General features: G+C 39.2%; 11 protein-coding genes. All 11 read left to right on the top strand.

The window, feature by feature from the left end:
* Positions 1 to 15 precede the first annotated feature (15 nt).
* The gene (locus L2735_RS15575) at positions 16 to 645 is read left to right on the top strand and encodes an ANTAR domain-containing response regulator (protein ID WP_248985588.1); all 630 of its coding nucleotides are present in this window, start codon (positions 16 to 18) and stop codon (positions 643 to 645) included.
* 468 nt (positions 646 to 1,113) lie between these two features.
* Positions 1,114 to 3,759 (top strand): nitrite reductase large subunit NirB, encoded by a 2,646-nt coding sequence (gene nirB / locus L2735_RS15570; RefSeq protein ID WP_248985587.1) that lies wholly within the window; start codon positions 1,114 to 1,116, stop codon positions 3,757 to 3,759.
* Complete coding sequence (nirD, locus tag L2735_RS15565; protein ID WP_248985586.1) at positions 3,756 to 4,082, top strand: nitrite reductase small subunit NirD; 327 nt, start codon at positions 3,756 to 3,758, stop codon at positions 4,080 to 4,082. The genes nirB and nirD overlap by 4 nt, the downstream gene beginning before the upstream one ends.
* Positions 4,083 to 4,093: 11 nt before the next feature.
* Positions 4,094 to 5,560: a NarK family nitrate/nitrite MFS transporter gene (locus tag L2735_RS15560; RefSeq protein WP_248985585.1), complete on the top strand. Its 1,467-nt coding sequence runs from the start codon at positions 4,094 to 4,096 to the stop codon at positions 5,558 to 5,560.
* Positions 5,561 to 5,683: 123 nt separating this feature from the next.
* Entirely contained in the window at positions 5,684 to 7,561 is a 1,878-nt protein-coding gene (locus tag L2735_RS15555; RefSeq protein ID WP_248985584.1) for a bifunctional protein-serine/threonine kinase/phosphatase, read from the top strand.
* 273 nt (positions 7,562 to 7,834) lie between these two features.
* Complete coding sequence (locus tag L2735_RS15550; RefSeq protein WP_248985583.1) at positions 7,835 to 8,383, top strand: hypothetical protein; 549 nt, start codon at positions 7,835 to 7,837, stop codon at positions 8,381 to 8,383.
* 33 nt (positions 8,384 to 8,416) lie between these two features.
* Positions 8,417 to 9,733, top strand: a complete 1,317-nt coding sequence (locus L2735_RS15545) for a curlin (RefSeq protein WP_248985582.1) — start codon at positions 8,417 to 8,419, stop codon at positions 9,731 to 9,733.
* A gap of 215 nt (positions 9,734 to 9,948) precedes the next feature.
* Entirely contained in the window at positions 9,949 to 10,581 is a 633-nt protein-coding gene (locus L2735_RS15540) for a LuxR C-terminal-related transcriptional regulator (RefSeq protein WP_248985581.1), read from the top strand.
* Positions 10,578 to 11,177 (top strand): curli production assembly/transport protein CsgE, encoded by a 600-nt coding sequence (locus L2735_RS15535; RefSeq protein WP_248985580.1) that lies wholly within the window; start codon positions 10,578 to 10,580, stop codon positions 11,175 to 11,177. Before L2735_RS15540 ends, L2735_RS15535 begins: the two co-directional genes overlap by 4 nt.
* Before the next feature lie 14 nt (positions 11,178 to 11,191).
* The gene (locus L2735_RS15530) at positions 11,192 to 11,599 is read left to right on the top strand and encodes a curli assembly protein CsgF (protein ID WP_248985579.1); all 408 of its coding nucleotides are present in this window, start codon (positions 11,192 to 11,194) and stop codon (positions 11,597 to 11,599) included.
* Between the two features lies 1 nt (position 11,600).
* Positions 11,601 to 12,452, top strand: coding sequence for a CsgG/HfaB family protein (locus L2735_RS15525; protein ID WP_248985578.1), 852 nt, complete (start codon positions 11,601 to 11,603; stop codon positions 12,450 to 12,452).
* The last annotated feature ends 69 nt before the right edge of the window (positions 12,453 to 12,521 follow it).

Below are 12,521 nucleotides of genomic sequence, written 5' to 3'. Positions count from 1 at the left end.
GTTAGGAGCTAGCCCATGGTTAATTTAGTTTATCGCGACCCTTCATTTAGCAATGAAGATTTATTTATTGATTGTATGTCTGAGTTAAGTACCGTCGAGCCGTGTATGGAAATGATCTCGTTGAGTCAACTTGAACGTCAAGCGATGAAAGGAAATGGTTTATGTTTAGTGTTTTTTACTGAAGCACTACAACCATTACAGCAAGTGTTTATTGAACGGTTACTGGCAAGCACAGCATTACCTATTATTGTTAACGCTTACTCTTGGGATGAAAGCCATTTAGAGAGTTTACTAAAGTGTGGTCGAGTGACTTTTGTACCTGAAAAAATGACGCCTAAGCGATTAAACTCATTAGTCAGTTTAGCTAAAATTCGTTTTAACAGTGCTTCTAATATGCTTGAAAAAATGAAGTTGCTTGATAAGCAATGCACTGGTTTAAAACAGTTATCTAAAGCGAAGTCTTTGTTACAAAGCCAAGGCATCTCAGAATCACAAGCTCATGAATTAATTCAAAAGCAAGCAATGGAAAAAGGTATCAGTTTGGGTGAGATGGCGCAGCATATTATGACGGCGGCGCAACAACTTGATGCAACCAGAATGCATCGATTTGGTGCAACTGCTCCTGCGGTGAACAAGGAAGCTTAAAATATTAATGTTTTGGGTAAATAAATTACATTAAAACAGTTGCTTATCTTTGTGTTGGTGTTGGCATACTCAATGCAACATTCTATAAAACAGTGAGATCGGTTTGTTTGCAGTCTTGGCGAAATGCAGTGGGGAAATCCAGAATTCAGATAATAACTGCGGCAATGTTTAGTGAAGTAAATTAGATATTAATTTGAACTGAGCAAATGCTTAATAATTATTAATAACTTCATGAGTGACTTAAGGCAATGGCGTCTGAGTAAACTCTAAAGTTATTAGCCAAAAAGTTATTAGCAAAAAAGTTATTAGCCAAAAGTGAACAGTCAAAAGTAATTAGCGATTAATCATATTTAAAAGATTTTCAGTTTATATTTAAAAATTTGAATCATAGGCAATGGCGCCATCTCTGCTAACCCAGAGATTGGTGCCTTTTTGTTTTTTGAATTCAAAATAATCAAGGAGCCTACGATGGCAAATTCAACAGGAACGTCGAATTCAGTAAGCGCAAAACCAAAGCTTGTTGTGATCGGAAATGGCATGGTCGGGCACCACTTTATTGAACAATTATGCAGTCAAGGATTGCAACAGCAATTCGAGATTGAAGTTTACGGTGAAGAGCCTCGCCCTGCATACGACCGTGTACAGTTATCCAAGTATTTTGAAACAGGCAGCGCTGATGAGCTGATGTTGACAAGTGCTCAAGATTATCAAGATTGGGGTGTTAAACTTCATTTAGAAACTCGTATTACTGAGCTAGATACTGAAAGCAAATCTATCACGACTGAAGATGGCGTAACCAGTCATTACGATAGCTTAGTACTTGCTACAGGTTCGTATCCTTTTGTACCTCCTATTAATGGTAATGATCGCGAACGCTGCGTGGTGTACCGCACCATTGAAGACTTGCAAGATATTGAAGCTGCAGCCAGCCAATCGAAAGTGGGTGTCGTCGTGGGTGGTGGCTTATTAGGCTTAGAAGCTGCAAATGCGCTGATGGCATTAGGGGTGACTACCCATGTGGTTGAGTTTGCGCCGCAGTTAATGCCTGTTCAGTTAAATGATAAAGCCGGTGATTTACTGAAAAGTAAAATTAATGACTTGGGTGTTTCGGTTCATACTTCAAAAGCGACTACAGCCATTATTGATGGCGAGTCGGCTATGCACCGCATGACATTTAATGATGACACCTTCCTTGAAACAGACATGATTGTGTTTTCGGCAGGTATTAGGCCACAAGATGCGCTTGCTCGCTCAAGTGGATTAGCAATGGGTGAACGCGGTGGTATTACCATTGATGATAATTGTTTGACCTCTGCTGCTAATGTTTACGCGATAGGCGAATGTGCATTATGGCAAAATCGCATCTTTGGTTTAGTTGCTCCTGGCTATCAAATGGCGCGCGTAGCAGTGTCACATCTTGCAGCAAGTGCAGATGAATCAGCTAAATCAACGACTTTCACTGGCGCAGATATGAGCACTAAGCTTAAATTACTGGGTGTAGATGTGGCCGCCATTGGCGAAAGCCGCGGGTTTGAAAATGCCCAGTTTGTTGAGTTATCAGATAATCAGTCTGGAATTTATAAAAAGCTGTGGCTAGATGAAACCGGTAAATACCTTAAAGGTGCGGTGTTAGTTGGTGATAATAGCGACTATAACCGTTTATTAGACTGCTATTTGTCTCAAGATGAAATTGAAGGTAATGCAGTTGAGCTGCTCATGACTGGCGATGAATCTGCGGTTGAATTAAAAGACACCTCTATTATTTGTTCATGTCATCAGGTGACTAAAGCTGACATCGTTAATTCAGTGAAAGAGGGTAATCACACCATTGCTGAAATTAAGTCATGTACCCGCGCAGCTTCAGGCTGTGGTGGTTGTTCGGCGCTGGTTAAACAAGTGATGGACCAAGCATTAATTGCTGAAGGTGTTGAATGTAATACAGGGATTTGTGAGCATTTTGAGCATGATAGACAATCGCTTTATCATTTATGTCAGGTCGAAAATATTACCGACTTTGAGACATTAATTACTAAACATGGCAAAAAGTCAGCTAATGGTCAGCATTCAACGTTTGGGTGCGACCTTTGTAAACCAGCAGCTGCGTCAATATTTGCATCTCTGCAAAATAAATATGTCCTTAACCAAGAAAGCAGCCATGTTCAATTGCAGGACACCAATGATGCGTATTTAGGTAACTTGCAAAAAGATGGCACCTATTCAGTGGTTCCGCGTATTGCTGGTGGTGAAATTACCCCTGACGGTCTTATTGCCATAGGAGCTGTGGCAAAAGAGTTCGATTTATACACCAAAATCACCGGTGGTCAGCGTATTGATATGTTTGGCGCTAAATTATCAGAGCTGCCGATTATCTGGCATAAGTTGATTGATGCAGGTTTTGAGACCGGACACGCTTATGGTAAATCATTACGTACGGTCAAATCTTGTGTAGGTAGCACTTGGTGCCGTTATGGCGTTCAAGATTCAGTAGGTACAGCGATTGATTTAGAAAATCGTTATAAAGGCCTGCGTAGCCCTCACAAGATTAAGTTTGCTGTATCAGGTTGTACTCGAGAATGTGCTGAAGCGCAGAGTAAAGATATTGGTGTGATTGCGACCGATAAGGGCTGGAATTTATACGTTGCTGGTAATGGCGGCATGCGTCCTCGCCATGGTGATTTGTTTGCAACTGATTTAGATACCGAAACCTTAGTTAAATACATTGATAGAGTTTTAATGTTCTACATTAAAACAGCTGATAAATTACAGCGTACTTCTGTTTGGATGGAGTCACTAGAAGGCGGACTTGAGTATCTGCAATCTGTAGTCATTGAAGATAGTTTGGGTATTGCAACTGAACTAGAAAAACAAATGAATAAGGTAGTTGATACCTATCAGTGTGAGTGGAAAACCAGTTTAGAAAAACCTGAGTTTTTAGCTCGCTTTAGTGAATTTGTTAATCCAGATGCTATGCCAGAAGGTGAAACTCATTTATATCAAAGAGTGCGCGAACAGCGTTTCCCATTAAGCCCTGAATCATCAGGTGCTGGAAATATTGCCATTAAAGATATTACCACTGAACAAAACGAGCAAGCTGCAACGGAGGAATTAATATGAGTTGGGTAAACGTATGTAATGAGTCAACTTTGCCTCAAGGAACAGGTGTTGCTGCTTGGGTTGCAGGAAAAGCTGTCGCGATTTTTGATTTAGGTAAGCATGGTTTATTTGCCATCGATAATGTCGACCCTGCAACGGGTGTGAGTTTATTAGCGAGAGGGTTAATTTGCGATATGGGTGGGGTATTATGTGTCGCATCGCCATTATATAAGCAGCATTACAGTCTTGAAACTGGTGTGTGTATTGAAGATGAAGCATTAGTCGCCTCTCCATATCAGATTAAAAAGGAAGCTGGCCAAGTACTTATCTTGGCTAAGTCATAAGGACGTGAAGCATGAGTTCTGAAAAATTTAACTTATTGTCGTTTTCGGGAAAGATGAAAACGCTGCATTTAAGCTGGATTGCATTTTTTATAACATTTGTGGTTTGGTTTAACGCTGCGCCTTTATTAAGTGTCATTGCAGATAGTTTGGGATTAACTACATCCCAAATAAAAACCTTACTAATTTTGAACGTGGCATTAACTATTCCCGCTCGGATCATTATCGGTATGGTGACCGATAAATATGGCCCAAGATTGACCTATTCAGCATTAATGGGTGTGTGTTCTATTCCATGTTTCATGTTTGCAGTGGCGGATTCGTTTGAGCAATTAGCATTGGCGCGATTTTTAATTGGTTTTATTGGCGCTGGCTTTGTTATTGGCATTCGAATTGTCAGTGAATGGTTTCCTGCTAAAGAGCTTGGAACTGCTGAAGGTATTTATGGCGGTTGGGGTAACTTCGGTTCAGCAGCTGCAGCCTTCACACTGCCTGCTATTGCTATCTTTTTTGGCGGCGAAGATGGTTGGCGTTATGCCATTGGCCTTACAGGGTTAATGAGCTTAGTGTTCGCCTTTGTGTATTACTTTAATGTCACTGATACACCAAAAGGTTCTACCTATTTCAAACCTAAAAAGGCGGGTGGCCTAGAGGTGACCAGTAAAGGTGATTTTTCTTTACTGATTTTCATGAAAATCCCAATGTATGCGACGCTGGCTTTACTTGCTTGGAAATTATCGCCAGCGGGAGTAAGCATGTTAGATGAGCAAACGACGAATATTATTTATGTTGGCTTGGTTGCTATCTTTTTTGTCGACCTTTATCAAACCTACCAAGTTAACAAAGACATTTTTGTTAAAGAAGTACCAGAGTTTGAGCGTTACCCATTTAAACAAGTTGCCGTATTAAATGTGCTGTATTTTACCACTTTTGGTTCTGAGCTTGCGGTTGTATCCATGCTGCCATTATTTTTTGCTGAAACCTTTGGGTTAGGTATGGCGCAGGCAGGTATGGTGGCATCTAGCTATGCCTTTATGAACTTAATGTCTCGCCCTGGAGGCGGTTGGTTAAGTGATAAATTTGGCCGTAAAAATACCTTACTAATCCTAACTGCTGGTTTAGCTGTAGGTTACTTTGCTGTTGGGCAAATTGATGGAACTTGGTCATTGCCGTTAGCAGTGGTTGTGGTTATGGCATGTTCTTTCTTCGTCCAAGGTGGTGAAGGGGCGGTATTTGCTGCAGTTCCGCTAATTAAGCGTCGTTTAACGGGGCAAATTGCAGGTATGACAGGGGCTTATGGTAATGTTGGCGCGGTATTTTTCTTAACCGTTTATTCAATGGTGCCAACATCTGTATTCTTTTACGTGATAGCAGTGAGCGCGGTACTTGGTTTCATTACTTTATTCTTTATGTCAGAACCTAAAGGGCACATGGCAGAAGTGAATGAAAAAGGTGAAGTCACGCTGATTAGCGTAAATTAATAAACCAGATAATAAACTAGATAATAAGTAAATGGCTTTAATTTACTTAGAGAATGAGAAAATATTGGTACCTAACACCGTATGGTTTTGACTCTACGGTGTTAGCTTTTCAAAAGGATTGTGATGCAATCAAATAATTTCGACAGTGTAAACCTCACTGAGAAAGAAACCTCTTCAGTTAACGCTGTTGTGGCTCCAGTATCTGCTGAATTAATTTCAGAAAACCTAAATCCCCAAGAAAGAACAAATCAAAAACAAGAACATTTACCTATTTCTGGTGCGCTTGAGGTATTTGCTGGACAAGTATCAGATAAAGGCCGTAAAGCTGAAAATGAAGATGCCATCGGGATAAAAATTCCAACGGGTTTGATGTTAACCACAAAAGGGATTGTGAGTGTCATTAGCGATGGAGTGAGTGCGGCTGAAGGTGGTGCTAAAGCATCAGCGATTAGCGTATCTAACTTCATCGCTGATTACTATTCAACGCCTGAATCTTGGAGTGTATTGACTTCAAGTACGCGGGTATTAACGGCGCTTAATCGCTGGTTGTATGGTTTAGGTCAAGATTATCGTGACGCGCGTAAAGGCTATGTGTGTACTTTTAGTGCGCTAGTGTTTAAGTCTTGCTCGGCGCATATGCTGCATGTGGGCGATTCGCGAGTATACCGTTTCAGGCACGGTCAGCTGGTTAAATTAAGTCGCGATCACAGCACATCAGTCAATGATTTCACCAGTTACTTAACACGTGCATTGGGCATGGATGTCAATCTAGAAGTCGATTACAAGCAGTTTAATATTGAGGTCGATGATTTATATTTAATGACCACTGATGGTATTCATGATGTGGTTACTGATCATGAGCTAGCAAATAGTTTACTTAACTTTCAACAGTCACATTCTTCTTTGACTGATGATGCCTGTGAAGTATTCTGTCAAAAATTACTTGATAAAGCCTTTGAGTTAGACAGCAAAGATAACTTAAGTGCTCAACTTATTGCTATAAAGCAGCTTCCTACTCAAGCCATTGATGATGTTTATCATAAACTATCAAGTCGTCCTTTTCCGCCGCCTATGTCAGTGGGAATGAAGTTGGATGACTATGAAGTGACTAAGGTGCTTCATCAAAGTCAACGCAGCCAAGTGTATGTTGTAAAGAATAAACTTGGTGAAGTACGGTGCATGAAAACACCGTCGGTTAATTACATCGATGATGCGGCCTATATCGAACGTTTCATGCTTGAAAGTTGGATAGGACATCGAATTAATAATCAGCATGTGGTCAAAGTCGTTGACCATCACATCAATAAATCAGCGCTATATTATTTAACTGAGTATTTAGAAGGGTTGAGCTTGGCCGACTGGATGGAGCAGCATCAACGTGGGCCAGTAGAGGATGTATTACAGTTACTAAAGCAAATTGAAACAGGTATTCGGGCTTTTCATCGTAAAGAAACCCTTCATCAAGATTTAAAGCCAGATAATATTTATATTACTCGGGATGGCGTGGTTAAAATAATCGATTTTGGTGCTTGTCACATTAAAGGTATTGCCGAAATTAATACACCGCTTAAGCGAGACAAGATACTTGGCACCGCAGATTACACATCACCTGAAGTGATTTTAGGCTATCAGTCCGATGGCAGAGCAGATTTATTTTCTTTTGCCGTTATAGCTTATGAAATGCTTGCAGGTGAGCAACCTTTTAAAGGTCAGCTTGTTAAATGTCACACAAGAAATGATTTTTTAAAACTCACTTATATTCCCGTCTATAAAACCAACCCAATGGTGCCAGAGTGGATGGATAAAGCCTTAGAAAAGGCATTGTCAGTCGAACCTTCATTACGCTTTGCTGACACCAATGAGTTTATTCACGCATTAACCACACCCAGTCAGACCGACTCCAAAACCTTCATTCCATTCATTCAAAGAAACCCCATTAAATTTTGGCAAAGCCTAAGTATTGCCTTACTGCTTTGCTGTCTATATTTATTATTGAGTTGATCAAGAAACTTCAGCAATAAAATTCAAAAAGTCTCATCTTTAGTAAACTCCTCATCCTTTCGTTATATGTCATTTTACTGACGGTTTTTAAACTATCATTTTTAAATCAGTGGTTTACAGTGAGTAGTTTGATTTGCTTGTCTAGTACAAAAGTGGGGGGTGTTACTTTTTTTAGCCTATTGGTCTAAGTGGCTTTAATACTCGGGGTGGATTCATTGTTTCTAATCTCATCGCATAATTATCTCACGATTAAAAAACAAGGGAGCAGGAAGCATGACCTTGAATAAGCTTTCAATCTTTAATGAATTCGTTGCGATTATTCGCAAGTTTGAAATAGCCATAATATGTGCTATTGGATTGTGCTTATCATTTCCAAGTTTTGCAGGTCAAGATATCAGTAATATAGATGAATTATCACACGGATTTAATGAAGCTTACATTGACCAACATGGTTACGGAAACGATTTAGTTGTGAATCAGTTTGGACAAGGAAATGCAACTACCGTAAATCAAATAGGGAAGAACAATTTACTTAATGTGTTACAGCAAGGGCAAGAAAACTCGGCTGTCGTTGATCAATTAGGTTTTGGTTTAGAAGTAGAAATCTCGCAAATAGGGACCAATAACGATGTCTTTATAAAGCAAGGTGGTGGTAATTCTTCTATTGATGTGTATCAAGAAGGGAATTACAACAATGCTGTTGTTACACAAGCTGGTTATGGCAATGATATTGACATTAATCAACTAGGTTCAAATCACGATATAACATTTCATCAAGTGGGTGCTTTTAGAAGCTATGAAGTTACCCAAACAAACTTTTAACTATTATTAATTCAAGTAAAGGGATAGACGAACATGAAATATTCAAAATTAGCACTATTAGTTTCAACTGCAATATTTACCACTTCAGTAGCGTATGCAAGTGATGATAACGAAGCATATGTGACACAGTCAGGTTCAAATTTAACAGCTACAGTCACTCAGCAAGTTAATAGTGACGACAACGATGCAACAATTACTCAGTCTGGTTCAGACAGTATGGCATCAGTTGAACAAGCAGATACAACTAATTCCCATGCTTTTATCACTCAAGATGGGGCAGACAATACTGGTACAGTCTATCAACATGATGCCACTGATTCTGCTACAGCGACCATTTACACTGTTGGTAATGATAATTTGGCAACGATTGAACAACGTTTTAATAATGGTTTAAATGCCGCTGCTACAGTGACGCAAATGGGTAATGATAACTGGGGGCGTATTATTCAAGACAGTGGAGATACTGCTAACTCGACAATCAATCAATATGGCGACAATGATTATGCCGCTGCAGTTAACCAACTTTCAGATAATGCGTTTGCAACAATTAACCAATATGGTGGTGGAACTGGTTTAAACCGAGGTGCAATTGTTCAAGTTGTATCAAATTCAGCAACAGGTACGGTTAATCAAACCGGTTCAGGTAATGATGCGTTTATTGGGCAAAGAACTGATAACCATCTTATGGGTGCGGGTACTGATGATACTGTAGCACTGATAACACAAAGTGGCTCAGATAATATTGCTGCAACAGGACAAGAGTTTTCAATTTCAAATGATGCATCAATTTCACAAGTAGGTACTGCTAATACTGCAGTTACATTCCAGAATGGTGATAATAATTTAGCTAGTGTTATGCAATCGGAAGATTCAAATGAGGCTTTTGTTAATCAAGGCGGTACTGATAATTCAGCTTTTGTAACTCAAACTTCGACGGTAGGTGGATTAGGCAACCTTGTACAATCTACCCAAAACGGTGAGGGTGATGGTGCAACATTAACTCAAACTGGTGATTTAAATGAAGCATACAATGAGCAATATGGTGCAGGAGATATGGTTAATGTTACTCAAAACGGTGATGATAACTTCTCATATACGCTTACTGATGACATGGGAACCACGGTTGATTTAGTTCAAACAGGCGATATGAATGAGTCGTATGCTGGTGGCATTATGGGTGATTTAAATGTTGTTTCAGTCACACAAACAGGTGATGGAAACTACTCATTTGCAGGTGGATATATAAGTTCTGGCAGTACTGTTGCAGTTACACAGATAGGAAATGGCAATAGTTCGTTTGCAGTTACTTCAGGCGCGGGAAACAATATCACTGTAAATCAAGGGATGTAATACTTTCGTCTACTTAAGGGTGTGAAAACACCCTTTTGACTAATTGTTTACAACATTATCGCTTGATAATATTCATAAAGAGTTAGTGCAGTGAAGTACTAACTCTTTATTTTTTTCACAACCTTTAATTCCTAATACTTTTATTTAATTGGGTCAACTAGTGAAAAGTTATTATGGCATTCATTTTATTCATATAGTCACATGGAGTGTAATTAATGTTTAAAGTAGTTAATTGGATGATCGTTTCTCGCTCTCAATTATTAATTGATTTACTTGATTGTCGTTGGCCACAGGAGTTTTTGGTTAAATTGGCTAAAGCTTCTCCTGCCACAATGGGCACTTTACTTTCTTCGCAACAAATATCATTAGTTGTATTCGACTTAGCAACGATTGATCTTCAGCAAGCTTATCAATTACAAAAATTGATAGAACGTGAATATTATGCAGTTAAAACAGTGTTTTTAAACTTTCCTAAACAAGTAGACGCAAAGTTTTTAGTCCACCCAGCAACAACCGCAGGTGTATTTTATTCAGATGCTGATTTAGCCGAGGTAAGTAGTGGCTTTAATGAAATCCTTAAAGGTCGAAGCATAATACCTAGTGATTTGCATAAGTCTTTGATGAGTGAAGATGTAGATGATGAAAGCGAGCATCTTACTATTCGTGAACGAGAGGTTCTTCAAGCCTTGCTTACAGGAAGTACTAATCTAGATATTGCGAATCAGCTGTTTGTTAGCGAGTCTACGATTAAAACCCATCTATATCGAGCGTTTAGAAAAATAGGCGTATCAAGCCGTGGCCAGGCTATAGCATGGGCGCAAACTCATATGCATGAGGTCAGAGTATGAGAAACATCAATTTGATGTTTTTTATACTCTTGCTAACCAGCAATGCTAATGCTGGAGTTCAACCTGTCACAGACAAAAAAGTTGCAAAACCTGTTATTGAACAGAGTAGTAATAAAAATGAAGCTACGGTTGACCAGAACCTAGCTGAAATACAAAGCAATGCTAAAGAACCTGAAAAATCTGCAACAGATAAAAGTATTCAAAATGCTACTAAAGTCAAACCAATTGATATCAGTGATGCAGTACCTGCTAAAGAAAAAGACTTGATTGATGGTTTGATTCTTAATAGAGCAATGACTCGTTTAGGTCATCGATTTTATAGGGAGTTTGTGAGCTCTTATCGTGATATTGGCGGAGACACAAAGCATTCAGGCATAACTGTCATAGAACAAGCGACTGCTCGTAGCGGAAGTAAAATATTGATTCAACAGAATCGAAAAACTATTTTTGTGACTTTTGTTTCTCCTATGAGTAGGAATATTGATGACCAAGCAGAGTATGCTGCTAAGAGAGTCAATTCAACAGTTAAAAAAGTAAACGAGCGAGCATTATTGGGTAGTTTTTTTGACCCCGATCTAGCTCCTGATGAAATCTAGGCAAGGAATGCAACATGAAGAAATTATTATTTATTTTAACAGCACTGTTTTGTGGTAGTACCTCAGCGACTCAGTTAGTTTACACACCTGTTAACCCTGCATTTGGTGGTAGTTATTTAAATGGTCAATATTTACTAAATAATGCAATCTCTCAGAATGATCATACTGATGACTCTGGGAGTAGTGGTTCTGGTTATGTCGCTCCTACTGCGTTGGAGAGATTGGCAAGCTCACTAGAGTCAAGGCTAATGTCCCAGTTATTTAATGATGCTGCAAACGGTAATGAAGGTTATTTGAAAACAGATGACTTCGAAATTAATGTAGTAAATGAAGATGGTACATTGTTAGTACATATTACAGATGTACTTACAGGTGAAACCACCGTAATTGAAGTCGGCGGTTTGGTTTCGACAGGAGGATAACATGAAAAGGATTTTAGTGAGTTTATTGGTAGTTGGTTTAACAGCTTGTTCTTCTGTTGACAATGAATTTGAAGATATAGATGCCACAACAAGTCTAATGCCAAAAAGTGAAACTTATTATGATTTAACAAGTTTGCCATTCCCTCAAGGGGCAATGATCGCAGCAGTGTACGACTTTAGAGATCAAACGGGTCAATATAAACCTATCCCCTCAAGTAATTTTTCAACTGCAGTTCCGCAGTCTGGGACTGCATTTTTAGCGCAATCTTTAAATGATTCTGATTGGTTTATCCCTGTAGAGCGAGAAGGCCTGCAAAACCTGTTAACAGAACGAAAGATTTTAAGGGCTGGATTAAAAGGAGAGGCAAGTAAGCTTCCTCAATTAAACAGTGCGCAGGTATTAATGGAAGGCGGTATTGTTGCTTATGATACCAACATTAAAACAGGTGGTGCTGGCGCGCGTTATTTAGGGATTGGTGCTTCTGGACAATATCGTGTTGATAGCATCACAGTAAACTTACGTGCGGTTGATATTCGAACAGGCCGCTTATTGAGTAGTGTGACAACAACGAAAGGTGTAATTTCAAAAGAAATTACAGCAGGAGTCTTCAAATTTATCGATACACAAGATTTATTGGAAGCAGAAGTGGGTTATACCTCTAATGAGCCTGTTAGTTTGTGTGTAGCATCAGCCATTGAAAGTGCAGTAGTGCATCTTATTGCTGATGGAATTTGGAAGGGCGCTTGGAATTTAGGAGACCCAACAACTGGAATGCAAAATGAAACTTTGCAAAAGTATTGGTTAGAAGCACACAGTGAGTCTAAAGTCAGCGCGAGAATTAAACGCGGTTAGCATTTATCATATAAACAAATTAAAAAGTAAAAGGTGCCATTAGGCACCTTTTTTGTTTTGTCTAAATTG

This window comes from Shewanella olleyana (assembly GCF_023283825.1).
Lineage (GTDB): Bacteria > Pseudomonadota > Gammaproteobacteria > Enterobacterales > Shewanellaceae > Shewanella > Shewanella olleyana.
This window is presented reverse-complemented; position numbering and strand designations above follow the sequence as displayed.